We start from the raw sequence: 26,038 nt of genomic DNA on the forward strand, positions 1-26,038 counted from the left end.
GAACGCTGATGCGTCGAAGGATGCTTCGGCATCGTCGACGTCTGACGCGAATGCGACGGCTGCCGGTGCGGCGCAGGCCGCGGCAAACGCTGACGCCTCTTCGGCTGCGAACGCTGCGGCTTCGGCAGCAGCAGATGCGACGGCTGCGGCTGCGGCTCAGTCCGCCGCAAACGCTGATGCATCGGGGACCGCTGGATCAGGTTCGAACATGAACGCGAACGCGTCGGCCTCGGCTGCTGCATCGGCTCAGGGCGACAACAACAGCAACGCGGCGGCTCAGGCTGCGGCAGAGAAGGCCGCGAACGCGGACGCGACCTCGGCGGCTTCGGCTGCTGCGGACGTGACCGCGGCAGCGGCAGCTCAAGCTGCAGCGAATGCCGATGCGTCGAAGGACGCCTCGGCGTCGGCGACGACAAGCGCGAATGCGACGGCTGCCGGTGCGGCTCAGGCTGCTGCAAACGCTGATGCCTCCTCGGCAGCGAACGCTGCGGCGTCCGCCGCTGCAGATGCAAACGCGGGTGCTGCGGCTCAGTCCGCCGCGCACGCCGACGCGTCGGCCACGAGTGCCGCAGGTTCGAACATGAACGCGAACGCGTCGGCTTCGGCTGCTGCGTCGGCTCAGGGCGACAGTGATCGCAACGCGGCGGCTCAGGCTGCTGCGGAGAAGGCCGCGAACGCGGATGCGACCTCGGCGGCTTCGGCTGCTGCGGACGTGACCGCTGCGGCTGCTGCGCAGTCCGCTGCGAACGCTGATGCGTCGAAGGATGCTTCGGCAACGGCCACCACCGCGGCGAACGCCTCGGCTCAGGCAGCGGCACAGGCGGCAGCAAACGCTGATGCCTCCTCGGCTGCCAACGCTGCGGCGTCGGCGGCTGCGGACGCAAACTCGGGTGCTGCGGCTCAGGCTGCGGCGCTCGCGGATGCGGCGACTGACGCCTCCGGCACTTCGAGCTCGTCCGGGACCACCCAGGTGGAGGGTGCAGTAGATGCCCAGGCAGCAAGCTCGACCGACGCGCAGACGGATGGGACGAAGGCGACGGGTGCCCAGGCGACCGCTTCCGGAACCACCGCTGCCGCTGGCACGGGCGACGTGAAGGGTGGCGCGAAGGGAAGCCTCGCGGCGACCGGGGCCGAGACCTCGCCCCTCATGGGCGGGATCGCTGCGCTGTTGCTCGCACTGACCGGCGGAGTTGTGCTCTTCGTGCAGCGCCGTATGCGCAAGCAGTAGCGCGGACTGGTGCACGAGACCCGCGGGTGTCGTGCACCACTCCGTCACCCACGTGTTCGGGCAGAGGCTTTGGCTTCTGCCCGAACACTGCATCACAAGACCGGAGAACCGAGCAACGATGACTGAACACCTGCAACGCCCCGCACCCCGAAACACGATCGTGCGGAGAAGTTTGATTTCCGTGGCCACCCTCGTCACGCTATTTCACCTGTTTGCCACCTTCCTATGGGTTGCACCTGCCTCAAATCTGAGGCTCCTCTTTCCCGGGGATACGCTGACCCAGTACATGATCCCGATGTGGGGCCAGTCCTGGAGCGTATTCGCGCCGGAACCCATAAATGGCGACTACTACTTCGACGTCCGCGCCGTTGTCGCCGATGAGGACGGTGACGAGGCGACAACGGACTGGATGCGGGCCACCGATGTCGAGCTGTCTCGCGCCACCTACCATCTGTTCCCGCCCCGATCCGCTGGCCTCGGAATTGACGTCGCATCTACCCTCAAAGCGGAGTGGGACGCGCTCTCCCAGGAACAGAGCATCCTGGTGGGGGATGACTACTTCGAAGGGAAAGATCCGATCCGGCAAATGAGTGCGGACCTCGCCGAGATTCCCTCCGAGGATTCGAATGTCGAGGAATATCTCACTGCAGAGCGCGTCGCCACAGGCTACGCCACGCAGATCGCTCGTGCGGTGTGGGGTGACGACGTGGTGCGCGTCCAATACCAGGCGTCGCGAAAGAACGTCATACCCTACGCCGACCGAAACAATCCCAATGCAGAGCGACCTCCGATTCAGCCAGTGCACACCGGCTGGCGCGCCCTCGAAGTGCGGGACCGGCAGTCCGACGTGCTGTTCGCTGACTATTTCTGCTCCGCACCCTTGGAGGTGTGCGCTGATGACCGATAACACTGCTGCAACCCCGAAGATCCTGGTGACCGAAAGCCCCGAAGCCACCCCGCGGCTGCCACTGATCGCACGCGTGCTCGTGACGCTGACGCACAGCCTTGACAGGGTCGAGAGCTTGCTTACCGGGCGCTACCTCGCAAGCTACGGGATCTCGGTCACCCGGATTCTCTTGGGGGTTACCGGAATCGGGCTGCTGCTGACGAACTTTGCGAGCAGGCACTACACATTTGGTGCAGGGGCCGCCTGGAACGGGGAACTTGAAGCGCCGATCAGCGATTTCCCTAATATCTGGGTGTTTTCGTTCTTTCACAGTGTCGCCAGCTCCCCACTGCTGCTCACGATCTCGATGATCGGGCTCTGTGGTCTCGCCGTGCTGGTAACGCTGGGCTGGCGTACCCGGATCGTGCTCCCCGTCTACCTCGTCGCGTGGGTGAGTTTCATCGAGACGAATGACAGTGCAAGTGATCAGGGTGACAACGCCTACAGGATGTTCCTGATCGCGATGCTCTTCGCCGATACCACGCGGCGCTGGTCCTTGGACGCGCGGAGACGGAACACTCGTCCGTCGTTCCCAGACGCAGACGGCGGAAGGTTCCGGTGGCTACTTATCCTGGCCCACAACCTCTCGTTGCTTGTGCTCGCGTTTCAGGTCTGCGCAATCTACATGTCGGGCGGGCTTTACAAGGCGGCGGGTATGCCCTGGCAGCACGGCTTCGCGGTCTACAACCCGCTGCAAACACAGCAGTTCGGTACTTGGCCGGTGCTCTCCGATCTTCTGACAACGTGGGGTCCGCTCGTTGTCGCGATCTCCTGGGGCTCAGTGCTGTTCCAGTGCGCGTTTCCATTCATGCTCTTCAACCGAAAACTTCGGATCATCGGGCTCCTCGGGATCCTGTCATTCCACCTCGGCATCGGGCTCCTCATGGGCCTGCCCTGGTTTTCACTCACCATGATTGCGGTCGACGCCATCTTCGTCAGTGACGCCACATACGCGCGCCTTCGCGCCTGGGTTTCACACGGGCGCGAGTATCTTGCGCGTGCTCGAGAAGCCAGCTCGGTCCCCGTGCGGACGCCTCCTGAACCCGTGAAAGCCGAGCACATGAAAAGAGTTTCGCATGAGATTTCGTAAGGCCCTCGTGGCGCTCCTCGCCGTGACGATGATCGGGTGGGGGCTCAGCGCGTGCGCTCCTGATGACCCAGCTCAACAGTCTTCTCAAGACGGTACGGAGATCGACGTCAGCGCGAAGCCCGCTGAAGATCCCGCGGACGAGAATGGTAATGCCGTCCCCTCCGAGCCGATCGCTTACACCGACCCGTCAGAAGGGAAATCGACCTGCGACGTGTTCGACGCACTTGAGATATTCAGTGAGGAGGCTGCTGCGCAGCCTGAGGAAGCATCGCTCCTGCAGGTCGGCGAGCGGTTGCGGATCCTCGAACGGACGGCGCTCGCGCTGTCGGGCTTTGCGGCTGATGAGGCCGCGCAGGCGCAGTGGGACACAATGGCCGAGGACAGCGGTGCCGCCGCGAACTTCTTCGAGAGCACTGGGCAGCAGATCGTGAATGACGATTTCATCGCCCTGATCGCGAAAGCGTACTACAGCAGTTCGCTGGCGTATGAGGCGCAAATGGACGCCGTGCTCACCGAGTGCGGCGTTGACCTTGCCCCGTTTCTTGTCGGACCCCGTGAATAGGAGGGTCTCATGAGAAAAGGTGTCTGGCCCTGGACGGTTCCGTTGATTCTGGGTGGGCTCGTGCTCACAGGCTGCTCCATCGAACGGGACAGTGGAGCGCGCCAAGCAACTCGAGAGCTTGTCGACGTCGCACTTGATCCCCTCACCGGGAATGCTGCAATCCAGGCAGAGCAAAATTTTGAAGCGTTGCAGAGTTCGCTCCCAGAACTCGAGAGCTTTTCAGTGTCAGGCGTGATCGATACTGAGGCCGTCCAGCAAACGTTCGACCTGGAGGTGGACCGGTCCTCCCGCGAATTCACTGGGGTCCTGGGCCTTGAACTCAACGGGGGCGCACTCGCCGTGGAAATTATTCGCGCTCAGAAGCTCACCTGGCTCAGGTCGAGTGACGAGTACTGGGCTGCACAGGGCTTCGACGCGGCGACGATCGAGCGGGCGCGCGGAAAGTTTGTTGCCTTCGAGCCCGCTACGGGCGAGCAAATCGCGAGCACATATGACATCACTCCGTTACTCGAGGTGCTGAGTCGGGTGCCCCAGACCTCTGTTGAAGTGTCCGGCGCTATGGAATGGGAGGACGGCATCGCCGTCCGATACTCCGTGCGCTCGGACAGTGGCACCCTCGGCGTGGACCTTCCAGAGGGGGACACGGCGCGCTTCCGACTTGTCAGCGAGGAAGGTGGTGCGAACTCGGTGTTCACGTTTGAACGGTTGAACGGCCCGGTCGACATCGTGATCCCTGCTCCAGAGACGGTCATGCAACCTGAAACCTAGCGAGCAGGGAGGCGCGGTGCCCGCGTCACCGGACGAAGCCCTCGGAGCACCACATATGGTGCTCCGAGGGCTTCGTCGCGCGTGCATCTGCCCCGGTCAGGTACGCGTTAGGGCCCAGCTACCCCCAACTCGGGTGCGGGAAGGCCGTACTCGCGGCGGAGCGCAGTGCGCGCGGCATACCAGCCGGATAACCCGTGTACCCCGGGACCGGGGGGTGTGGCCGAGGAACACAGGTAGACGCCGGGGAGCGGCGTGCGCCAGGGCTCGGGTGAAATCACGGGACGTGCGAGCAGCTGCCGGAGCGTGATGGCACCGGCGCTGAAGTCGCCGCCCACATAGTTGTTGTTGTACTGCGCCAGATCAGCTGCACTGGTTTGGTGCACCGCGATGATCCGGTCCCGGAAGCCCGGTGCGAAGCGCTCGATCTGCGTGGTAACAGCGGACACCATGTCAATGTTCGACCCGTGCGGGACGTGCGTGTAGCTCCACACCGCATGTGTTCCGGCTGGGTTTCGGTCGGGGTCGAACTCGGTCGGTTGTGCAAGCAGCACGAAGGGCTGCTCCGGGTGTCGGCCGCGTGCAACCTCTCGCTCCGCGTGGGCCGCCTCTCCGCGGGTACCGCCCAAATGAACGGTGGGCGCAGCGTGTACTCGTGGATCGCTCCAGGGGATCGGGCCGTCCAGCACGAAATCGACCTTCGTGGCCGCGTCGCCGAAGCGGAACCGTGCGAGCGCCCGGCGGTACGCGGCGGGCAGTGCGCTGCCCGCGATACTCAACAGCCCTCGTGTAGACGTGTCAAACATCTTCACGTCGAAACCTTCGAGCTCGTCGAGGTGTCGGATCTCTCGGCCGAGTTCCACCCGCCCGCCGTGCGCCACGAGATCTGCCACGAGCGCGTCTGTGATCATGCGTGATCCGCCGATGGGGACGGGCCAACCACCTGCATGGCCGAGCGCACCCAACACAATCCCTACGCCGGCTGTGGCGAGGTTCGGCATCCGCCCGATGCTGTGGGCTGCGACTCCGGAAACGAGTGAGGGCGCAGCTTCCTCACGAAACCGCGCCCCCCACAGTGGCGTTCCCTGCTCAGCCGTGCGCATCGCCATGGTGATCGCGGCCGGAATGCTCTGCGGCCATCGCAGCAGGCTTCCCCCGAGCGCGAAATCGATGACCCCTTCGAGGTGATTGAGCACGGGGCGATATAAGCGGGCGTATGCGGTACCGTCCCCGCCGAGCTCCTCCCGGGTGCGGTCGAGGTCACGGTACGCGATCGCGGCTCGGATGCCGTGCGCGCCGTCGAGGGGGTTGGCGTATGAGGCCTCCGGGACAGCGAAATCGACGCGGCGGGCGATCTCAAATTGGCGAAAGAACTCGGTCCCGAGCGCCATCGGGTGGATGGCGGAACACATGTCGTGGAGCACACCGGGCTGAACGATCTCCTGGGTGCGGGTGCCACCCCCCACGGTCTCCGCAGCCTCGAACACAGTGACGGGGACTCCCGCCCGCGCAAGGGTGACAGCGGCGGCTAGCCCGTTCGGTCCTGCTCCGACAACGGCTGCATTCGCGGGAGTGTTCATCCCTTCCCATCTTAGATCTGGGAGGGTGAATATTGGCCGTGTGCCACGGATGTGGTGCCGTGGGAGAGCGCCGAGGAACTCGGGGGCGCTGGAGTGCGTGCGCGGTTTTCCCATCGACTGCTAGATGTCTCAGGCGTGTGACCCAAGCGGCCGGGATCATCCGCTGAGGGGAGCGCCCCACTTGGGGAGCTCCGCAACATCTCTCGATACTTGCGAAGATCCGCACGGGTGACCGCACCGAGCTTGGCTTTCGCCTGTGACACGTGGGATTCGACCGTGCGGACGCTGCAACTGAGGCGCTCGGCGATCTGCGCGTTCGTGAGCCCCTCCGCAGCCAGGAGCGCCGAGGTGTGCTCCCGCGGGGTGAGTCGAACCAAGGTCACGGTAGGGAGATCTCCGGTCTGGTACCAGGGCACCCGTGTGCCGAGCTGCTCGTCGATATCTGCAAGCAGCTCGTCACAGTCTCGGACGTTCCTGACCGCGCGGCGGTTCAGGAATATCGTGCGTGCCGATGAGATTGCGAACGCAGCTGGTGCCCACAACTGGAGTTTCCGCAGCCGGGCCGCGACACGGAGCAAGTCGCTCGGGTTTTGCTCGGCTGCAGCGCGCAAATGTGCGCTCACAAGCCGGACCATGGGCAACGTGTTCTGGGGCGCGACGCCGGGACGGCCGCCCAGGCCCAGCTTGTCATGCTTCCCGGAAAAGTAGAGATGCACGCCGCTGGGCAGATTCGACGGCGGATCTTCTGTGTCGGGGTTGTATGCCGCGCCTGCCGCGAGGCCCATGTGCTGAACAAGCGCACGAAGCCTGAGCGGCACGGTGCGAGGGATTGTCTGGAGTAAATGCTCCCATTCCATTGCGCCGCGGGCCATGTTTCCGCAGATGACCGCCTCTCCCATGGCGAGTAGGTGGCGCATCCACCGTGCATGCGCCTCACCCCGGGGCACCCGGCGGACTGCCGCTCGAAACTCCTCGGCACGCAGCGATTGCTCACCCGCGAGAAATGCAATCAGCGCGTGTGCGAGGAGCAGCGTGCCCGAGACACTGCGTCCGAACTCACTTGAGTGATCATGGACGCTCGGGATAGACAGGCCACTGGCAAGCCAGGACCCTTGGGGGAGGCGCCCCTCCCACACCGCTTGCAGATCGATGAGTGCTCGTCCGAGGTGCCGGACCTCCGCCACGGAATGATTGTCGACAACATTGCGGAACTCGATGCTGTCTATGTCGGGCCTCTCGGTCTGATTCCACATGTGGAATACAAGCCGTGCTCCGGCAAGGTCAGAGGGCGTCGACGCCGCACCCTCTGCGGGTACGGCAGTGGTCGTAGCCGTTTGCCCCGCCTCGGCCGCGAAAAGTGCAGCGTTCCACTCGGTGACGAGTGGATCCACCGCGCCCCCGGTGTTCCGCAACGCCTCGAGTTCCGTGTGTGCAAGCTCGGCCCCGGCGAGTACATAGACCGCCCGCACGTGATCGCAGCCCGTCAGCGGCGTGGCAAGCCTGCCTGCTCGAACGACCAGAGTTCGGACGTGGGCCGGGTCGTGAAACTCCACGGACTCGGTCGCCGCCCGGTGCAGGATTCGGACGCGAGCTGCGCGCAAGCGTTCGTCTTCCTGATCTGCAGGATCGGTGCTGAGAGAGCGTGCACTGAGCATAGCTTCGGCCTCGGAAAGGGGGAGGCTCAGCGCCTCCTGCTGCACCCAGTGCTCGGCGATCGTGCGCTGCCAGCGTGCGCTCTGCTCGGGGGTGGTGGCGGTACGGAGGGCTGTGGCGACAAACGTCGGTACCGTGAATGATTCGGTACCGGGCACGCGAAAGAGGACGCCGTGGTCAGTCAGCTCCGCGGTGCGCGCTGACCCGATCAGGTCTCGTGCGCCCGAGAGGTCAAAAGGTTCAAGCCCGGACAGGGCGATGGCTGCTCCCGCGGATTCAGGTGCCAGATCTCCGAGGGCCGCCGCGAGGGAACGCAGGGCAGGGAGCTCGTCCGCGGGGAGCGGAGCGTCCCGAATTGTGGGGCGCGGTGTGCTCGAGATGAGGCCGCGGCGCGCGAGCCGAAGCAGGTCGAAGGCCCACCCCGGGCGTCCTTCGGCGAGCCGGATCACACTGTGGCTGGTATCGGCATCGATCGGCTCCGAACTGCGTGCGTGTAACAGCCGCTCGAGGGTGTTCGGGGGGAGCGCGTCAAGACGGACGGTGGCGCAGGCATTCCACACAGTGTGCAGTGAGTCTGCTGCAGTATGGTCGTGAGTCAGTTCATGGAGCGGGCGGGACCGTTGCGGACCATCCAGAACAGCGAATACGGTGCGCCCGCCCCGGGCAGCCCGTGTAAGACAGGCCCGCACTATCTCCGCGCTCGCCTGTTCAAAATCATCAACGATGACGACCGCGTCTGTAGCGGCATCCGCGATGCGGCGGTGCCCTTCGGCCTCGGCGCCGCGGAACGGGTGTACTGAGATCCCGCTCGCGTGAAGGGCAGCCGCCACCTCGCGAAGCAGCGTGGATTTGCCCGACCCGTTGCCGCCAGCGACCACGACACTTTGTCCGCTCGCGCACAGGGAGACCACGTCTGTGCACGTCGCAGTGCGAACGTTCCCGCCAGCTCTCCCCATCGCCGTTCCTTTCGACGAGCTGAACGGCCTGAGCCCTTCACCGGGCCAGCCCCCTTCTCGGATCATACGTGCTGCTAGGTGTTCGGTGTAGAGGGAGAGCGGAATTGGACCCTGCGTTCTCAGGGCTCGCGAAGACACATCTCAGTAGTTGCGAATTGAACCTCAGCCTCCCCGAGGTGCGTAGGCGCTGGAGAAGCCCCAACTTTAGGCTCGCGCACAGGCAGTGCTGTCGATTCACTATTTCTGCTCGCATGGCGCGCCAACCCGTAGCTCGTACGAAGTGAAGGTGAGGGGACCTTGAGACACAACAACCGGGCGACACCCCGTCGCCGCGACCGCCTGAGGGGGATCGCGCTCGGAACCGCTGCCGCCGTGATCGCCCTTCCTGGGCTCGTCACGGCACAGGCGGCGTTCGCTGATTCATCAACCGTGACCGCGGATTCCGCGGCACACGGGCACTGGCTCTGGGCGGAGGGCCTCGGACTTGATGTCGTTGGTGCCGCCACCACTCAATCTGAGTTCCCAGGGAATGCCGCACCGCCGGCCGATCCCCTCAACGTGTCGGTACTGAACGGCCTCGGGAACCTGCAACTGGGCACGGTGAGTCTCCCGCTGATCAAGCCCAGTGATACGGACCCGGGGCTATTGCGGCTCGGAAATCTGGGCGCGATCTCAAGCTATAGCGCTTCACCCAGCGCGACGTCGAGTACCGCCTCAACGGGCTTGATCAACTCCGACGGGTCACTGAATGTCGATGCGGCAAACAGCGGCCAGTACGGAACAGCGCGACTCGACGCAAACTCACTCCTCACCCAGATCATTGATCCCACACTGGTGAACACGCTGCTGGACGAGGCCGCGATTGAAATCGGTGCGCTCGGCTCCCAAGCCGTGGGGACCGAGGGGGCGACCACCAGCTCGTACATGCTGAGTGATCTCACGGTCGACCTGCACAGCCCGCTTGTCGGGAACCTGGTCACTGGCGTGGATACGGAGCTGCAGGGTATTCTCGCACCGCTGCAGAGCCTGCTGGGCCCTGGGGGAACGATCGAAAGCCTGCTCACGAATCTGGTGAATGGGATTGGGGCGCTGCCGCTCGTCAACGCTGAACTCAACTCAGCGTCGATCTCGACGCAACCTCTGCTTGACGAGGTGCGTACCACGCTGCTCGCGGAACCGTTGTCAAACACCGACGGAAGCGTGCTCGTGAATCTCAACACAGGAACGATCAGTGTTGATCTGGGCTCGCTCGTCGTAGATCGCACCGGTGCCACCGGGCTGAGCTCGCTACCCGAAAACACCGAAGCGCTGCACGGTGACACCGTGAACGCGATCCTGGATGGCGTGACCGATGCCTTGACCGGTGCGGGGCCGAACTCGCTCCTCTCAAAGGTTGTCGGCGTGATCACCGAGGGGATTTACAACGTCGCGGTTGATATCAGCATCGAAGCGGACATTAGTGCTCGGTCCATATTCCCGCCCTTCGATCTGGAGACACTTGTCAAAGCCCCTGTGACGATCACCGGAACTATCGGCGGGTTCATTGGCATCGACGGTGCCGCAGCGCCCGTAATCGACACGAGCAAGATCAACGTCGCCGGTATCCCCCTTGGCCTCGTGCTGCAGCCAATCACGAACCTCCTCACAGGCGTGGTGCAGCCGATTGGCAACGCGCTCAATTCGACAGTGGTAGCCCTGCTCGGCAACCTGCAACCCACCCTGATGAATTGGATCTCCCCCCTAGTATCGGAACTGCTCACCGACGGTGTCGGCCCGGTGCTGCGCGGGATCGCGAACATCACGATCAACGAACAGCCCGCACAAGGCGATCTTGGGCCAGACAGCTTCACCGTGCGTGCGCTCAATGTCAGCTTGCTTCCGAACGTAGGCACCAATGGCGCGGTGGCCGTGCAACTGGGATCATCGACCGTGAAATCGGCGGAGGACGATCCGGGTACCGATCCGGGAACTGACCCGGCGGTAGACCCAGGTACGGATCCGGGTGCTGATCCTGGTACGGATCCGGGTGCTGATCCCGGTACTGACCCAGGTGTAGACCCGGGCGCGGATCCGGGTACCGATCCAGGTGCCGATCCCGGCACTGATCCGGGTGCTGATCCCGGTACCGATCCGGGTGCTGATCCGGGTGCTGATCCTGGTACCGACCCTGGTGCTGATCCGGGCACTGATCCGGGCACCGACCCGGGTGCTGATCCCGGTGCCGACCCGGGTGCTGATCCGGGCACTGATCCGGGCACCGACCCGGGTGCTGATCCGGGTGCTGATCCCGGTACGGATCCGGGTGCTGATCCCGGTACCGATCCGGGTGCTGATCCGGGTGCTGATCCGGGTACCGATCCGGGTGTAGACCCGGGTACGGATCCTGGTACGGATCCGGGTGCTGATCCGGGTACCGATCCGGGTGCTGATCCCGGTACCGACCCGGGTGTAGACCCGGGTACTGATCCCGGTACCGATCCGGGTACGGACCCCGGTACCGACCCGGGCACTGATCCGGGTACCGATCCGGGTGCTGATCCCGGTACCGATCCGGGTGTAGACCCGGGTGCTGATCCCGGTACCGATCCGGGTGTAGACCCGGGTGCTGATCCCGGTACCGATCCCGGTACCGATCCGGGTGCTGATCCGGGTACGGACCCGGGTACGGATCCGGGTGCTGATCCTGGTACGGACCCAGGTGTAGACCCGGGCGCTGATCCGGGTACTGATCCCGGTACCGACCCGGGCACTGATCCGGGTGCTGATCCCGGTGCTGATCCGGGAACGGACCCGGGCACTGATCCGGATACGGACCCCGGAACTGATCCGGGTGCTGACCCCGGTACCGACCCAGGTGTAGACCCGGGCACTGATCCGGGTACCGACCCGGGCACGGATCCGGGCACTGACCCGGGTACGGATCCGGGCACTGACCCGGGTACTGATCCCGGTACCGACCCGGGTACGGACCCTGGCACTGATCCGGGCACTGATCCTGGCACTGATCCGGGTGCTGATCCCGGTACCGACCCAGGTGTAGACCCGGGCGCTGATCCGGGCACTGATCCGGGTGCTGATCCCGGTACCGACCCAGGTGTAGACCCGGGCGCTGATCCTGGCACTGATCCGGGTGCTGATCCCGGTACCGACCCAGGTGTAGACCCGGGCGCTGATCCGGGCACTGATCCGGGTGCTGATCCCGGTACCGACCCAGGTGTAGACCCGGGCGCTGATCCGGGTGCTGATCCCGGTACCGACCCGGGCACTGATCCGGGTACGGATCCGGGTGCTGATCCCGGTGCTGATCCGGGAACGGACCCGGGTACTGATCCGGGTGTAGACCCGGGTGCTGATCCGGGTGCTGATCCCGGTACCGACCCAGGCGTAGACCCGGGCGCTGATCCGGGTGCTGACCCCGGTACCGATCCGGGTACGGACCCCGGTACCGACCCGGGCACTGATCCTGGTACGGATCCGGGTGCTGATCCTGGTACGGATCCGGGTGCTGATCCTGGTACGGATCCGGGTGCTGATCCTGGTACGGATCCGGGTGCTGATCCCGGTACCGACCCGGGCGTAGACCCGGGTACCGATCCTGGTACCGATCCGGGTGCTGATCCGGGAACGGACCCGGGTACTGATCCGGATACGGACCCCGGGACTGATCCGGGTACGGACCCCGGTACCGACCCGGGCGTAGACCCGGGTACGGACCCCGGTACCGATCCTGGTGCTGATCCGGGAACGGACCCGGGTACTGATCCGGGTGTAGACCCCGACACGGATCCGGGCACGGATCCTGGTACGGACCCGGGCGCTGATCCGAGTACGGACCCAGGTACGGACCCCAGCACCGATCCCGGGGGCAACCCCGGCGGAGGCAAGAAGGCCGCGCTGACTGCGAGCCCGAGCACGGTCTCACAGGGCGGTACGGTCACCCTGAATGGGTCCGGGTTCCTCCCCGGTGAGGACGTGGTCATCTCGCTCCCCACTGGTGCAACGATGACCGCCTCCGCGGATGCAAACGGCGCCTTCGTTGCAACATGGAAGGTACCCGCGGACCAGGCCCTCGGAACAGCACACTTCTCAGCCAAGGGGCTGGAGAGTGGGCGCACAGCCGAGGCCAGTGTCACGGTAACCGGTACATCGACAACGGTGCCGGTTCGGACCACGCCGGGTGCTACAGGAGCGAAGGGCGGCCTCGCGGTCACTGGCTTCGATCCTGGCCTTATGCCGGTCCTCACGGTCCTCACGGTCCTCACACTGATCGCGGGAAGTGGGCTCCTGCTCGCATCGCGCCGGCGGCGAGAGGTCACGCACGATCTTGATTGATCGGGCAGCGCGGTAATTGAGGTCGGTGGCCTCTGCTGGGAGTAGCAGCGGAGACCACCGATCTCTATGCTGAGCATCAACAACCGTTACTGGTAGGGGGACGATCAATGGCGGATCACCAGGCTGAACCGGAGCTGACGCTACGACCCAGACGTGAGATACGCCGGGGGTTCCCGCTCGGGGCTCAGATCGCAACCGGGGTTGTACTTATCCTTCTCGCTGTGCACATGTTCTTCACGGCCGTCGTGAATACACCCGATTCCGATCTCAAGTACAACGTGCTGCCGGGTGCGGCAGCCGACAGATATGTGCGGCCCTACCTGGTGCAGGACTACAAGATATTCGCGCCCGATCCGGCAGATACCGACCGGCAGCTGTGGGTGCGCGCATGGGTCGAAAACAGCGACGGCGAAAAATCCCGCACCGAATGGGTGAACGCAACCCACATTGAGCTCGCTGAGACCTACCGAAAAACGCTCCGCAAACAATTGTCCATCGTCGGCGCGGAGCGTCTGATGGCTGCCTACTCGGCCCTCAACGACACCCACAAACACGTGGCGGGCCAGAATCATCTTGACGGTGACGCGCTGTACGCCCTCCAGGACGCGATGGTTGAGGCGGACGACTCCGAACCCTCGAAGGTGAGCGAGTTCATCCGGGCAAGCAACTATGCAACCTCCTACGGCACGCAAGTGGCGCATGCGATGTGGGGCGACCAAGGCACCGTTGTTGGGGTTCAAGTGCGTGCTGTGTACGATCCTGTAGTCCGATGGGTCGACCGGAAAGACCCGAACGCGGAGCGGCCACCATCCCGCTACACCGATCTGGGCTGGGTGCCAGCGATGGAGTGGCCCGCGCAAGACCGTGAGGCATTCTCACGCACCTTCACAGCCTGGGCGGACCGCGCAGGAGTGCAAGCTGAGCAACTCAGCGCGACCGAAGCGACGGCGGAGGAGAACTGATGAGCACAAATGTGAATCTCCCGGCGCGCCTCTGGGATCGGCTGCTGCACTGGCTTCTCGATGCTCGCCGTGCGAGCTCCGGGCTTGCGCTCATGCGGATCGGTTTTGGTGCGATGACGGTGATCATCTTGGCGATGTATCTGCCGAACTTCTCCTACTCGTTCGGTGAAGGATCTCGTTGGGGTGAGGCCCTGTTCCGCAACTCTGCAGCGAACGACTACCTGTGGCCGCTTCCGGCGCTGTTTTCCCGAGACGACCCAGATGGTCTGCTGCTCATCAAGATCCTGGTACTCATGGTCGTTGCCGTCGTTTACGCGCTCGGGTGGCGCATGCGGATCGTCTCGCCCTTGTTTGTGGTGCTGTGGCTCGGCTTTGCCGCCACAAACCCGGTGATCCTCAACACAGGTCACTACCAAACGTTCCGGATTTTCCTTCTCTTCTTGCTCTTGGCGGACACCTCCCGACGATGGTCGCTCGACGCACGTCGCCGCGCTCGTCAGGGCACCGAGGACCCGGCGCTGGGATGGGGCACATGGGTGGTACCGCGGTGGGTTCCCATCCTCGCGAACAATGTGGCAGTTGTGCTTATCGGTTACCAACTGTGCGTCATTTACGTGACGAGCGCCCTGTGGAAGCTCCAGGGCACGACCTGGGTGACCGGTGTCGCAGCTTACTATCCGCTGCAGCTTGAAGAACTCACGCTGTTCCCTGCCCTCAACGACCTCGCGTGGCAGTTCACGCCCGCGGTATATATTGCGTCCTGGCTGAGTGTGTACGGGCAATTGTTGTTCCCGCTCTTCCTGCTCACCAAGTGGACTCGTGTGGTGGGCCTGGTGCTCGTGACCGGTATGCACGCATCGATCGGGATCCTGCTCGCCCTGCCGTGGTTCTCCCTGATGATGATTCTTGGCGACATGATCTTCATCCGGGACCGGACCTGGGACCGGGCAACCGCGTGGGTGCGGGCACGCTGGGAACGAATGCGCGGTGGTGCCCGAACGCCAGTTCAGGAGGAGGCTCAGCCCACCACGGATCCCGACCGAGTTTCCGGGACCCCGGTGGCCGTGGCATACTCGCGGGAATAGACCATTCGGGTGAGGGGATCCTATGGCCGAGTACACGCAGCGCAGTGGCGGGTCGCCGCTCACTCCCGGAGCGGTTCTTCAGCGTAACGCAGTCACCATGCTGGGCCCCGAGGGGGCACCCGCGATCGTGTTCGCGCACGGGTACGGGACCAACCAAACGACGTGGCGGGCCGTCGCGGAGCGGTTCGTCAAGGATCACCGCGTGGTCCTGTTTGACTATGTGGGATCAGGGGCGTCTGATCTCTCGGCGTATGACGAACAGCGCTACGACTCATACGAGGGCTACGCGACCGATCTGATCGAGGTACTCGATGCGGCGGGCGTGACCAACGTCGTGCTTGTCGCCCACTCTGCAAGCGGAATGATCGGGGCGCTGGCGTCGATCCGCCGACCCGAGCTGTTCTCGCGCATCGTGATGGTCTGCCCCTCGCCGCGCTATGTGGACGATACCGACTACGTGGGCGGGTTCAGCAGAGAAGACGTGCTCGGGCTGCTCGATTCCATCGAAGCGAACCAGCCCAGCTGGGCGGCCGCGCTCGCCCCCGCCGTAACCGCTCGCGCCGATCTGCCCGAGGTCACTGATCGCGTGCGAGATCTCTTCGCCGCGACACCCCAGCGGGTTGCAACGCACTTCGCGCGCGTGGTGTTTCTGAGCGACGTGCGCAAGCGCCTCTCGGAGGTCCCGACTCCGTGCGTGATTCTGCAGTCGAGCGGCGACATCATCTGCCCGCCACACATCGGCGCCTATCTGCAGGAGCGGCTGCCCCGCGCTGAGCTTGTGGAGCTGAAATCGGCGGGGCACTTTGTGCATCTCACCGAACCAGATTTGATCGTCCAGGAGATTCGAGCCGCGTAGTGACCGAGCAGAACATAGCTCCTTGGAACGAGTCGTCATTGGTGCCTGCGTTAGGGAACGCGGAACTGGCCGAGTGCAGCCCGGCAGCGCTCCTCGCCGTGGACGCAAACGGCACAATCCTGGCCCACAATCCGGCACTCACCACATGGTTGCAGACACCAGGGCCGCGCCCTGACCTGCGGGGCCAGAACTTTGTGAGCCTCCTGACGGCGAGCGCCCGCCTCCTCTACGAGACCCACATCATGCCCAAGCTGTTTGCAACGGGCCACATGTGGGATGCCGTGCTTAACGTGCGCGACGCGCAAGGCCAGCCCCGACCCGTGCGCTGCAACGCGGTGCTCCACACAACCGATGCGGGCCCGGTGATTCATATCGCAGCGTTTGACGCGAGCGGACGCATCGCGTTTGAACGGGAACTTGTCGAGGCGAAGCGTCGCGCGGACCAGGCCGCTGAGCGCCTGACTCTGTTGCAGGAGGCGACGAGCGCGCTCGCCGTGGCGCGCGGCATTGACGATCTGGGAAGCACCCTTGTCACTGCCGCGTCACGTGCCTTGAACGCGGCTTGGACCGCGGTCCGGATTCGCGTGCCGGGATCCGCGGGTGGTCCGGAGTCCGTGCGCACCTGGGGTGAACTCCCACCTGGATTTGCTCTGGCCGAGGAACTGACCTCCGAGCGCATTCCGAGCGTGTTCCGCAGCCCCGAGGACCTGGCAGTTGCCTCCGCCGCTGGTCCGGTGCGGCTTGCTGGACCCGAAACCGAGGCCCTCGTGATGAGCCCGATCGTCTGCGATCCTGAACGAGGCGCGACGGTCCTCGGCGACGTCATCTGCGGGTTTCGGCGGCCCCGTACGCTGGATCCCCACGAACTTGAAACGCTGCATGCGCTGTGTGCCCAGGCTGAACGCGTGCTTGAGCACCTTCACCTCCAAGAACAGCTCCGGCACCGGGCCATGCATGACACGCTCACCAATCTGCCGAACCGGGCGATGTTTGCCGAACGGCTTGAGCAGAGCATTGCCCACGCAACGCGCACCCAGGCGCCCTGTGCGGTGCTGTTTCTCGACCTTGACGGGTTTAAAGCGATCAACGACGGATCCGGACACGGTGCCGGCGACGCAGTGTTGCAAACCGTTGCGCGCCGCCTGCGCGAGAGTTGCCGAGCTGAGGACACCGTCAGTCGTCTCGGCGGCGATGAATTTGTGATTGCGGCAACAGGGCTTGATCGGGCCGGGGCTCGGATCCTCGCGGAACGGGTGCGTGCTGCCGTGCGTGCGCCACTCGCGGGAATTGCGAGTGGCGCACAGCTCTCCTGCAGCGTGGGGGTCCTGTGGTGGGACCCCGCGGCGGGGTACTCTGCTCCGAGCGTTGCGGATGTGCTCAGTGCTGCGGATGCTGCCATGTACGCGGCCAAACGCGGAGGAAAAGACAGCGTCACGTTGCGGGAGTGGGGGGTCGCTGATCCGGCCCCGGACTCTGGCCTAGTGCCGCTCGGTTAACCGCTGAGCGCCGCGGTCGGGGGCGTACGCGAGGCCCGGACCGCGGGGTAGAGGCCCGCAACCGCGCCCACGGCGAGCGTCGCCGCGGCGGCCACCCCAATGATCTGTGGGGGCACCACGGGGGTCCAATCGTTGCTGAGCGCCACGACGAGCGTGACGCCTGCCCCCAGCCCTGCCCCCGCGAGCCCACCGAGTGCGGACAACACCAGCGCCTCGGTCAGAAATTGCAGCTGCACGTGGCCGCGAGTGGCACCGAGGGCTCGCCGCAGACCGATCTCACGACGGCGCTCGATCACGGAGATCACCATCGTGTTCGCGACGCCGATCGCGCCCACCAGAAGAGAAATCGACCCGAGCCCCACAAGCATCCCCGTGAATACTTCGTCCACGGCAGCCTGCGCCGCCAGCGCATCGGATGGCCGAGACATCGCGATCGTGTGCGGTGCATTGGGGCTGATCGCCGCCGGAGCGAGATCCCGGACCTCACGCACCCGCTCCTCATCGACTCTCTGCAACACCTGGGAGGGGTGCCCGTCCCACCCGAACTGCTCCTGCGCCACTCGGGCCCCAATGATTGCGGAGGTGTCGAGCGCGGGAGCGAGTGGCACAGGTTCTAAGATCCCGATCACGCGCGCTTCTCGGCCGCCCAGCCACACGTTGGTGTCCGCTTCGGAAACGCCGAGCAGCGATGCAGCCGTGAAGCCCAATACGACCGTGGGAAAGGCCTCAGTAGTCCGATCGAGCCACGTCCCCGACGCAAGTGAGCCTCCCACCACGTCAAGGAGTTTCGTGTCGGCGGCGCTCACAGTAATACCGCCAGTGCGCTGCGGGTCGACAAACTCATTACGGAACACCGAGGCGTGGGGGAGCGTGCCGAGCGCGGTCGCGGACAGGATGCCCGGGAGTCGCTCGACGCGAGCGGCCGCGTTGGTGGGGAGCGGAACCGGCTCACTGCCGGCAGTACCCTCAGCTGCGGCAGCGGTGAATAGGTTTGTGCCGAGTTCTGCGAGCTTCGCCTCGAGTTTGGCCTGACTGGATGCGGAGATCCCGAGCACCGCAACCATCGCCGCAACGCCGATGGCGATGCCCAGCGCAGAGAGCGCGGCGCGGAGCGGTTTGGCGCGCAACCCCACCGTTCCGAGGGTGAACAGGTCGCTGGTGCGTAGTTTGGACCGAGCGTGTGCCCGTGCCGCAGCGGATCCGCTACCGAGGCCGCGTGCAGTGTCCCGGCTCATGCGGCGACTCGATTGTGTGAATCTGAAACCAGGGTGCCATCACTGATGCGGATCTGCCGGGGCAGTTGCGCGGCGAGCTGTGCGTCGTGTGTGATGACCACCACGCTGGTGCCCCCGGCGTGCAGTTCGTGCAGGAGATCGACGATGCTCTCGCTCGATCGCGAATCGAGGTTTCCCGTCGGCTCATCCGCGAGTAAGAGCGGCGGATCGTCAATGACGGCGCGGGCAATTGCGACGCGTTGCCGCTCCCCGCCGGAGAGCTGGTGCGGGCGATGGTCGATCCGGTGTGCGAGGCCGACACGGCGCAGCGCCGCGTCCGCTCGCTCCCGGCGTTCGGCACGAGGCGCCCCGGTGTAGAGCAGCCCGTCCGCGACATTGTCGCGAGCCGTGGCCCCCTCACGTAGGTGGAACTGTTGGAACACAAAGCCGATGACCCGTGAGCGAAGCCCGGACAGCGCGCGATCGGTCAGCTCCGTCGTAGGTACCCCCGCGATTGCGACGCTGCCGGAACTCGGTCGGTCGAGGGTCCCCATAATGTTGAGCAGTGTCGACTTCCCCGAGCCGCTGGCACCCTCAATGGCCACAAACTCACCGGTATCAATGGTGAGGGTCACCCCGGCGAGCGCGGTCACGGGAGGTGACCCGTAGCTACGCGTGACCTCGGTGAGCTGAACAATGGCGGTCATCGCTTGGGCACCGTCACTTCCAGGCCCTCTCGAATCCCCTCACCAGAAATCTCGACGAGTCCCGAAGCAAACGCGCCCACGGTCACGGGGAGAAGTTTCTGCTGCGTGGATCCCGCACCCGCTACCTCCACCGCGAACCGCTCAGCGTCCACGGGAATCAGCGCGTCAACGGGGACGGTTAAGACGTCCTCGCGCACCACCGATCCGAGGCGCACAGTGACGGAGACGAGTGACAGTCCTTGCGTTGCAGTCTGATCCGCCAAGCTCACTGTGATGGGAATGCGGAGCTCCCCGGGGCGGCCCTCCGCGGTTGCGTCGCCTCCAGGCGCGGGTGCCGTTCCGCTCTCTGCGGCTGCCTCCTCCGCAGAACCCACGTTCGACACGATCCCTTCGGTACTTCCCCCTCCCGGGAGTTCCACTGTGACGGTCGCCCCTACCGGTGCGAGCTCCGCGTCGTTCGGTTTCAGGCTTGCGGTGACCTCCGTTGTGGTGCTGCTGGCCCGGTAGAGCTTTGCACCCGCTTCGACACGGTCGCCGAGCTGGCGTTCCAGCTTCGACACACGAAGCGGCTGATCAGCAAACAGGACGAGATCCTTACTCAGCGTGTCACTCGCGGGGAGGCCGAGATCGCGCTGCCAGGTGCGGAGCGCCCAGCGTGTGTGCCAGGTGAAATCCTCGCTCGGTTCCGCGTCAAGGTAGCCGAAGCTGCGCAGATTCTCCTCCAGCTGTTTCACGTCGGGTCCCGCCGTCATGCCGGAGGCGAAATCGCGCCACGCAGGTGTGGTCCCGGCCATGACAACAGCGGGGAGGGTGTCGATCCGATATGCCACAGCGCCCGGGGCGAGGATCGTGTCGGGTGCTGGCAGCTCCGTGATCACCCCACTCCGCGCCGCGGCAAGGTCAATCTGCTTGGTGAAGCGCAATTTGCCGCGCACCGTGGTCTCTGCGTTCAGGCTGCCCGCAGTGACCTTGGCCTGTGCCGTCTGCGGGCTCACCGGCGGCGCGGCCACGGGTGTGGGTCGCATCATGTTGCTCGCGAATACCCCGCCGCCTGCGGCCAGCACCAGGGCCGTAACGATCAGCGTGACCGTCAGCGCGGTTCGCTTCCTTGGGGGCGGTGTGGGGGTGACCGCAGCGGGAGAAAGCGGGTCGCTCAGTCCGCTTTCCATCAGCCAGCAACCGCTTCCGTGCTGCACTTCTCCTGATCGGTGATGCTGGCGTTTGCCGGCGGTGCCGCAGCAGGCTCTCCCGGCTTCGGATCCGCCATGTCGTAGCCCAGATCACGCATGCAGCCCGCAAACTTCGTGTCGTACTCGAGTTGCTGGCGTGCGCCTTCGGCCTTTTCCTCGGCGCTCAACGCGCGGACTGGGGCTTCCCCAATCTCCTTCTGGCACTCAGGCGACAGCTCCTGCATCTCGGGGGTGATATCCGCCCACCCGCCCTCGGGAGTTGGGTCCGTGACATCGAGTCCCTTGTCCCGGAAGCACTGCGCCAGGTCGCGCTCCCATGCCAGCAGCTTTGCCGTGTACTCCTCATCGGTCATGCTCGTTTCGCCCGCAGCTTTTCCGGTGTCGGTTTCGCCGACGGCGGTGCTGTCCCCGCCGGACGCGCAGCCGACGAGGCCCAGCAGGAGCGCCGCGGAGCACGCCGCGAGCTTCAGCGCGGCACGCGGTGCGAGGGTGGGGCGGGGTCGTACTGACATGGGAGTCCTGCTTTCGATATGTGCTGCCGTGGTGCAGCTGCATGTCCCATTTCAGCGAAGTGGGTGTTGCGCCAGTGTGAAGCGACACAAAATCGGTGCGGCAGAGTGTCCCGCTCCCAACACACCCCTGTCCGTTTGGGCAAGGAGTCCTCTCGAGCTTGGCAATGTCAATTTCTTGCGAGGACCCATAGCGTGAGATCGACCCGTTCCAGAGAAGAAACTGAGGCCCAAATGCACTGCGATATTCGATGGGAGAACGCGCGATTCTTGGGGCTGGGCGGTGACCCTGTGACCGATCAGATCGCGGTGTCGGGGGGCCGTATCGTGGCAATCGGAGAGGCCGCAGCCGACCTTCCTGCACGAGAGACAGTCGATCTCGGCGGAGCCACAGCAGTACCCGGACTGAACGATGCGCACTTTCACCTCAGCTACTTTGGTCGGCAACTGGAGTCGCTATACCTGGGCCCTGGACGTATTGCATCGCTTGACGATCTCTATGCTGCAGTTGAAGCACGAGCACAGCTCTTGCCCCCGGGGGACTGGGTCTTGGGGCACGGGTACTACTCGCTTGATCTGGGGGCCCATCCTGACCGGCATGAGCTTGACCGCCGTTCGGGCGGACGGCCCGTATTTCTTGCGCATCAGTGTGGGCATCTCGCCGTCGCGAATAGCGCGGCGTTTTGGGCGGCGGGTGTGGACCCTGACCGGCCGGAGGAGGCACCGGTGGGAGGCGAAGTTGCGTTCGATAATGCCGGTTCCGCGACTGGACTCCTCGTGGAGACGGCACGAGAGCTTGTCGCCCGGGCACTCCCCGAGATCACGCTCGCACAGCAAGTGACGGCGATCGGAGCGGCAAGTTCGGCCGCGGCCGCGATGGGCTTGACAAGTGTCTCAGAGCCGGGAATTTGTGCACCCGGGGTGCTCCCCGGATCCCGGCACGATGACCTGCGCGCGTTCCAGCTTGCACGTGTCGCGGGTACCCTCAACGTTCGCGCCACGGTGATGCCGTTGATCGACGGGTTGCAGCGCATTGAGGAATCGCCGGGTGTGTGGACTCGCGCTGGCGGGCTGGGGGCCGCCACCGGGTTCGGAGATGAGTGGCTGCGGCTCGGACCGGTCAAGATCATTGCGGATGGATCCCTGTCCGGGCGTTCAGCATTCGTCCGCGAGGACTACGAGCATGAGCCGGGCAACAGGGGGCTGTTGCAGCACCGGCCTGACACGCTCCGGGCGATGATGTACGAGGCGGATCGCGCGGGGTGGCAGCTCGCGATCCACGCGATGGGCGATGCCACGTCCGAGCTTGTCGTTGAGATACTGGAGGAGCTCGCTACGATAACCACATTGGCCGACTTCCGGCCCCGCATTGAGCACTTCTCACTTGTCGATCCGAAACTGGTTGCACGCGCCGCAGCACTGGGGCTCGTCCCGGTGCCGCAGAGCAGGTTCATTGGGCAGTTCGGACACGGCTACCGCCGCTGCTTGGGTGACCACCGCGTGGACCAGGTCTTTCCGATTCAGTCATTGATTGCTGCGGGAATGTACCCCGCAGGTAGCTCCGATGCGCCAATCAGCGATGGCGACCCGGTCCAGGGCATTGCCGACATGGTGCGCCGAATCGCCCCGGACGGGCGCGTGATCGCCCCAGCTGAGCGCGTCAGTGTGGAACAGGCGCTCCTCGCGTACACGCGCGGGAGCGCGTGGGCTGAGGGTACCGAATCGTGGAAGGGGCGTCTTATCCCCGGCCACGTCGCGGATTTCACTGTGCTTGATCGGGATCCCCTGGCGAGTCCCGTTGAGGAGCTCGCCGAGATTCGCGTACGAGCCACCGTCGTGGGTGGCGAGATCACGTTCACGCAGCCCGCGTAGCGCTCCAAAAAGCTTTCTGTTCGGTGCGCGCCGCGCACCGATTCATCGTTATGAAAGGGACAACGATGTCTGCATCTCCTTCCACAACCGCGCCTGTCGCGGAGGCCAGCGTACGGCGTATTGCTTGGGCTGCCTTCGTGGGCAACGCCCTCGAATGGTATGACTTCTTCCTCTATGGCACCGCGGCTGCGGCGGTATTTCAACAGGTGTTTTTTGCGTCCGATGACATGGCGCAGGCCACAGTGCTGTCACTGCTCACCTTTGCCGCAGGATTCCTGTCGCGACCGCTGGGAGCAATTGTGTTCTCGCACGTGGGTGATCGATACGGGCGTCGCACCGCACTGCTGATCACGCTCATCCTGATGGGCGTGTGCACCGGGGGAATCGGGCTCCTTCCCGGCTACGCCGCGATTGGCATTACGGCACCGATCTTGCTGCTGCTGTTCCGTGTCGGACAGGGACTTTCCGCCTCAGGCGAGTGGACCGGAGCGACGCTACTTGCGATCGAGTACGCTCCTCCGCATCGCCGCAGCTTTTACGCCTCAATCGTGCAGCTCGGCTCGCCCGCAGGCACGATCGCCTCTTCCGGAGCGTTCATGCTCGTGATGATGCTCCCGCGCGATGAGTTCCTCAGCTGGGGGTGGCGGCTGCCGTTCCTCGCCGCGTTTGTGCTTGTCGCGATAGGCATCTGGATTCGGCTGCGTATCGAGGAGACCCCGGAGTTCCGGGAACTGGTTGCTGAGGCTGAGGTAGAAAGCTACCCAGCGCTGCAGATTTTCCGCGAGGTTCCCGGCCGAGTGCTCTTGGGAGCTGGCGTGTACTTGATCGGTATGGCCGGCTACTTCTTCCTCACCACATTCATGATCGCTTGGGTCTCATCGAAGGGGCAGGATCCGGCTCCCGTGATTGGCAGTTCGATCGTGGGTGCGCTGCTGCAACTCGTGGTGACTCCGGTGTATGGGCGGCTTGCTGATCGCTTCGGGTCCGCGCGCGTGATGATCGTTGGCGGATTCGCGACACTCGCGTATGCCCCGGTCTTGTTTACCCTCGTGAATACGGGCGTGCCCGCGTTGATCCTTGTCGCGCTTGCGTTGGCTCCCGTGTTTGTTGCCACGCTGTACGCCCCCGCCGGAGCGCTGCTGAGTGATCTATTCCCGGCCAGGCTGCAGTACAGCGGGCTTGCACTCTCGACGAACCTGACGAGCGTGGTCGCCGGATTTGTGCCGACCATCGGCTTCGCGCTCTGGAATGCGAGCAACGGGTCATACTGGCCGCTCGTTGGGTTCTTCATGTTACTGACCGCCCTCACTGTCTTGAGCGTGTGGATCGCCTCACGCTCACGGAATTTGCGCACGGGCGCGGAGACCGCGGGGATTGCCGTGAGGGGAGAGCCGGTCGAGTAGGCTCACGCTCACGAGGGTTGTCGAACAGGGCGGAGAATGCGGTGCAGATCAGGTTGCTCCGTTGCTTCGAGGCCGTAGCTCGGTTGGGGTCGCTCGCGGCGGCCTCAGCTGAGTTGCACGTCACGCAGCCCGCCCTGTCACGACAACTGAAAGACCTGGAGCGGAGCACCGGGTTTGATCTGTTTGACCGCGGTGGGTACCGCCTCACGCTGACTCGAGCTGGGCGCGATTTTCTCCCGCACACACGCAAGGTCTTGCTTGCCGCCGCGCAGTTGGATGAGATCGTCCGGACGCAGGGTGCCAGTCCGGAGTCTCAACTGGTGATTGCGTGCCCGTCTGAGACGGCCCGGCACATTATTGCCCCGATGATTGCTCAGGGCCGTGTGGCAACAGCTCGCATCATTTCTGCCCCCGCAGATGACGTGCTGCGGCTGCTGGCTGCCGGGGAATGCGACATCGCAGTGGGGACGGGAGTGCCGCCGCAAGATCTCGCACACGAGGTGATCGGTGCGATTCCTATCACCGTGCAGCATGCGCGGGGGTCCTGGGCTCCGATTGATGATCCTGAGTCCGCTGCAATGGCGGATATTGGCGTGCTCACGGCGGCCCCGCTTGTGACCGTCGAACACTACCGAGGGGTGCGTCGCGCGGTGGCGGACGCGTGTGCCGCGGCCGGCGTGGTCCCTGGACCCGCACGCGTGCTCGCGTTGCCAGAGGTCGCGCAAGCGTACGCGGCGCGGCACGGCGGACTATGCCTCATGAGCGGGGAACCCGCACTCTTTGGGTTGCGGAGCACCCCGCTGGCCTGGGAGGGGCGTCCGTTACGGATCCCGCTGCGGGCCGCCTGGGCGAACGGCGGGGCCCTGGACCCGCAGATTCGGCACGTGGTCGCCCAACTGAGTGGGAGCGAGAGCCTTGACCCGCCTGGTGCGCTGTGGCAAGCACCGCGGAGCGAGTAGCGGGGCTCAGATCGCTGATGCGCAGTTGTGTGATCCGGCACACTGGGAGGATGGAACACCCAGATGAACTCATCGCTCGGGCATCGAATGCAGGGAAAAGATCCCTTCCGGGGATCCAAATTCGTCGAGCGACGGAGCGTGATGTCGGGGCCGTGCTTGGGCTTTTTGATTCGGCCATTGCCTGGTTTGTGCGGATCGGAAACACCGCGCAGTGGGGCACACAACCCGCATCAGATCAGCAAAAATGGATCGCTCGGGCCGCGGTGTGGTGTGCCTCGCCGGATACCTGGGTGGCAGAGTTGCCCGGCGTGGGGGTCTGCGGCGCGATCGTGCTGGGAGAGGCGATGGAGTACGTCCCGCCTGCGGTGGTGCCGGAGCTCTACGTGCGGGTGCTGATTGGGTCCCGTGATCCCCGCGCTGCCGGGGTAGGTCGGGAATTGCTTGCGTTTGCTGAGGTGCGCGCCCAATCCGAAGGGGTGAGCCAGCTGCGAGTCGACTGCTATGCGGGCGCATCGGGTGATCTCGTGCGCTACTACGAACGGTGCGGATATGTTCGGGCAGACACGTTTTCTGTCGCTCAGCCGTCCGGCCCCTGGCCGGGACAGGTGCTCACACGAACCCTGAGGTGATCCCTCGCGGGGGTGCGAGCGTAGTGTCCGGGGCGAAACCGGAA

Annotated in this window: 21 protein-coding genes; 15 read left to right on the plus strand and 6 right to left on the minus strand. The window is 64.8% G+C overall.

Annotated elements, in window-relative coordinates; all coding sequences use genetic code 11:
- From FM113_RS18185 to FM113_RS11310, 5 genes are all read left to right on the plus strand, one after another.
- The coding region (locus tag FM113_RS18185) for a hypothetical protein (RefSeq protein WP_176387191.1) at positions 1–1,228 on the plus strand (1,228 nt) is incomplete at its 5' end.
- 118 nt (positions 1,229–1,346) lie between these two features.
- Positions 1,347–2,135: a DUF5819 family protein gene (locus tag FM113_RS11295; protein WP_087014740.1), complete on the plus strand. Its 789-nt coding sequence runs from the start codon at positions 1,347–1,349 to the stop codon at positions 2,133–2,135.
- Positions 2,125–3,264, plus strand: a complete 1,140-nt coding sequence (locus tag FM113_RS11300) for an HTTM domain-containing protein (RefSeq protein WP_087014742.1) — start codon at positions 2,125–2,127, stop codon at positions 3,262–3,264. Before FM113_RS11295 ends, FM113_RS11300 begins: the two co-directional genes overlap by 11 nt.
- Positions 3,251–3,826, plus strand: a complete 576-nt coding sequence (locus tag FM113_RS11305) for a hypothetical protein (RefSeq protein ID WP_140393351.1) — start codon at positions 3,251–3,253, stop codon at positions 3,824–3,826. Before FM113_RS11300 ends, FM113_RS11305 begins: the two co-directional genes overlap by 14 nt.
- A 9-nt stretch (positions 3,827–3,835) precedes the next feature.
- Complete coding sequence (locus FM113_RS11310; RefSeq protein WP_087014746.1) at positions 3,836–4,594, plus strand: hypothetical protein; 759 nt, start codon at positions 3,836–3,838, stop codon at positions 4,592–4,594.
- Between the two features lie 107 nt (positions 4,595–4,701).
- Here the strand turns inward: FM113_RS11310 and FM113_RS11315 are convergent, their stop codons facing one another.
- Together FM113_RS11315 and FM113_RS11320 are read right to left on the minus strand one after the other, a co-directional pair.
- A complete protein-coding gene (locus FM113_RS11315; RefSeq protein WP_087014748.1) occupies positions 4,702–6,171 on the minus strand; it encodes an NAD(P)/FAD-dependent oxidoreductase in 1,470 nt (489 codons plus the stop codon).
- An 11-nt stretch (positions 6,172–6,182) separates the two neighbouring features.
- Positions 6,183–8,384 carry a LuxR family transcriptional regulator gene (locus FM113_RS11320; protein WP_254908981.1) on the minus strand — a complete coding sequence of 734 codons (2,202 nt, stop codon included), beginning with the start codon at positions 8,382–8,384 and terminating at the stop codon, positions 6,183–6,185.
- A 30-nt stretch (positions 8,385–8,414) separates the two neighbouring features.
- Here FM113_RS11320 and FM113_RS18490 point away from each other — a divergent pair, with 30 nt between their 5' ends.
- The 6 genes from FM113_RS18490 (at position 8,415) to FM113_RS11355 (ending at position 17,511) form a co-directional block, all read left to right on the plus strand.
- Complete coding sequence (locus FM113_RS18490; protein ID WP_254908982.1) at positions 8,415–8,624, plus strand: hypothetical protein; 210 nt, start codon at positions 8,415–8,417, stop codon at positions 8,622–8,624.
- Positions 8,625–9,077: 453 nt separating this feature from the next.
- Positions 9,078–13,112, plus strand: coding sequence for a choice-of-anchor G family protein (locus FM113_RS18190; protein WP_176387192.1), 4,035 nt, complete (start codon positions 9,078–9,080; stop codon positions 13,110–13,112).
- A gap of 107 nt (positions 13,113–13,219) precedes the next feature.
- On the plus strand, positions 13,220–14,074 hold the full coding sequence (locus FM113_RS11340; RefSeq protein ID WP_087014753.1) for a DUF5819 family protein: 855 nt from the start codon (positions 13,220–13,222) through the stop codon (positions 14,072–14,074).
- Entirely contained in the window at positions 14,074–15,159 is a 1,086-nt protein-coding gene (locus tag FM113_RS11345) for an HTTM domain-containing protein (RefSeq protein WP_087014755.1), read from the plus strand. Before FM113_RS11340 ends, FM113_RS11345 begins: the two co-directional genes overlap by 1 nt.
- A gap of 22 nt (positions 15,160–15,181) precedes the next feature.
- Positions 15,182–16,015, plus strand: coding sequence for an alpha/beta fold hydrolase (locus FM113_RS11350; protein WP_087014757.1), 834 nt, complete (start codon positions 15,182–15,184; stop codon positions 16,013–16,015).
- Positions 16,015–17,511, plus strand: coding sequence for a GGDEF domain-containing protein (locus tag FM113_RS11355; RefSeq protein WP_087014759.1), 1,497 nt, complete (start codon positions 16,015–16,017; stop codon positions 17,509–17,511). Before FM113_RS11350 ends, FM113_RS11355 begins: the two co-directional genes overlap by 1 nt.
- Here FM113_RS11355 and FM113_RS11360 read toward each other — a convergent pair.
- From FM113_RS11360 to FM113_RS11375, 4 genes are read right to left on the minus strand one after another with little or no spacing between them, the layout of a single operon-like run.
- On the minus strand, positions 17,508–18,746 hold the full coding sequence (locus FM113_RS11360; protein WP_087014761.1) for an ABC transporter permease: 1,239 nt from the start codon (positions 18,744–18,746) through the stop codon (positions 17,508–17,510). The two genes, FM113_RS11355 and FM113_RS11360, sit on opposite strands and share 4 nt — an antisense overlap.
- Positions 18,743–19,432 (minus strand): ABC transporter ATP-binding protein, encoded by a 690-nt coding sequence (locus FM113_RS11365; protein ID WP_087014764.1) that lies wholly within the window; start codon positions 19,430–19,432, stop codon positions 18,743–18,745. The genes FM113_RS11360 and FM113_RS11365 overlap by 4 nt, the downstream gene beginning before the upstream one ends.
- On the minus strand, positions 19,429–20,601 hold the full coding sequence (locus FM113_RS11370; RefSeq protein ID WP_087014766.1) for a peptidoglycan-binding domain-containing protein: 1,173 nt from the start codon (positions 20,599–20,601) through the stop codon (positions 19,429–19,431). Before FM113_RS11370 ends, FM113_RS11365 begins: the two co-directional genes overlap by 4 nt.
- Positions 20,601–21,134 (minus strand): hypothetical protein, encoded by a 534-nt coding sequence (locus tag FM113_RS11375; protein WP_087014768.1) that lies wholly within the window; start codon positions 21,132–21,134, stop codon positions 20,601–20,603. The genes FM113_RS11370 and FM113_RS11375 overlap by 1 nt, the downstream gene beginning before the upstream one ends.
- A gap of 288 nt (positions 21,135–21,422) precedes the next feature.
- Between FM113_RS11375 and FM113_RS11380 the strand changes: the two genes are divergently transcribed.
- The 4 genes from FM113_RS11380 to FM113_RS11395 all read left to right on the plus strand — a co-directional run bounded on the left by FM113_RS11380 (position 21,423) and on the right by FM113_RS11395 (position 25,994).
- A complete protein-coding gene (locus FM113_RS11380) occupies positions 21,423–23,003 on the plus strand; it encodes an amidohydrolase (protein WP_176387193.1) in 1,581 nt (526 codons plus the stop codon).
- Positions 23,004–23,068: 65 nt separating this feature from the next.
- Complete coding sequence (locus FM113_RS11385) at positions 23,069–24,406, plus strand: MFS transporter (RefSeq protein WP_176387194.1); 1,338 nt, start codon at positions 23,069–23,071, stop codon at positions 24,404–24,406.
- Positions 24,407–24,447: 41 nt separating this feature from the next.
- Positions 24,448–25,365 (plus strand): LysR family transcriptional regulator, encoded by a 918-nt coding sequence (locus FM113_RS11390; protein ID WP_140393352.1) that lies wholly within the window; start codon positions 24,448–24,450, stop codon positions 25,363–25,365.
- A gap of 50 nt (positions 25,366–25,415) precedes the next feature.
- Positions 25,416–25,994, plus strand: coding sequence for a GNAT family N-acetyltransferase (locus tag FM113_RS11395; RefSeq protein WP_217896002.1), 579 nt, complete (start codon positions 25,416–25,418; stop codon positions 25,992–25,994).
- Positions 25,995–26,038 lie beyond the last annotated feature (44 nt).

Origin of the sequence: Leucobacter sp. 7(1), assembly GCF_900163635.1 — a bacterium.
Lineage (GTDB): Bacteria > Actinomycetota > Actinomycetes > Actinomycetales > Microbacteriaceae > Leucobacter.

What these genes read in the sequence shown, in the direction of transcription:
- FM113_RS11295 (WP_087014740.1), top strand. Translation starts at nt 1,347, where the DNA reads ATGACTGAACACCTGCAACGCCCCGCACCCCGAAACACGATCGTGCGG.
- FM113_RS11300 (WP_087014742.1), top strand. Translation starts at nt 2,125, where the DNA reads ATGACCGATAACACTGCTGCAACCCCGAAGATCCTGGTGACCGAAAGC.
- FM113_RS11305 (WP_140393351.1), top strand. Translation starts at nt 3,251, where the DNA reads ATGAGATTTCGTAAGGCCCTCGTGGCGCTCCTCGCCGTGACGATGATC.
- FM113_RS11310 (WP_087014746.1), top strand. Translation starts at nt 3,836, where the DNA reads ATGAGAAAAGGTGTCTGGCCCTGGACGGTTCCGTTGATTCTGGGTGGG.
- FM113_RS11315 (WP_087014748.1), bottom strand. Translation starts at nt 6,171, where the DNA reads ATGAACACTCCCGCGAATGCAGCCGTTGTCGGAGCAGGACCGAACGGG.
- FM113_RS11340 (WP_087014753.1), top strand. Translation starts at nt 13,220, where the DNA reads ATGGCGGATCACCAGGCTGAACCGGAGCTGACGCTACGACCCAGACGT.
- FM113_RS11345 (WP_087014755.1), top strand. Translation starts at nt 14,074, where the DNA reads ATGAGCACAAATGTGAATCTCCCGGCGCGCCTCTGGGATCGGCTGCTG.
- FM113_RS11350 (WP_087014757.1), top strand. Translation starts at nt 15,182, where the DNA reads ATGGCCGAGTACACGCAGCGCAGTGGCGGGTCGCCGCTCACTCCCGGA.
- FM113_RS11360 (WP_087014761.1), bottom strand. Translation starts at nt 18,746, where the DNA reads ATGAGCCGGGACACTGCACGCGGCCTCGGTAGCGGATCCGCTGCGGCA.
- FM113_RS11365 (WP_087014764.1), bottom strand. Translation starts at nt 19,432, where the DNA reads ATGACCGCCATTGTTCAGCTCACCGAGGTCACGCGTAGCTACGGGTCA.
- FM113_RS11370 (WP_087014766.1), bottom strand. Translation starts at nt 20,601, where the DNA reads ATGGAAAGCGGACTGAGCGACCCGCTTTCTCCCGCTGCGGTCACCCCC.
- FM113_RS11375 (WP_087014768.1), bottom strand. Translation starts at nt 21,134, where the DNA reads ATGTCAGTACGACCCCGCCCCACCCTCGCACCGCGTGCCGCGCTGAAG.
- FM113_RS11385 (WP_176387194.1), top strand. Translation starts at nt 23,069, where the DNA reads ATGTCTGCATCTCCTTCCACAACCGCGCCTGTCGCGGAGGCCAGCGTA.
- FM113_RS11395 (WP_217896002.1), top strand. Translation starts at nt 25,416, where the DNA reads ATGGAACACCCAGATGAACTCATCGCTCGGGCATCGAATGCAGGGAAA.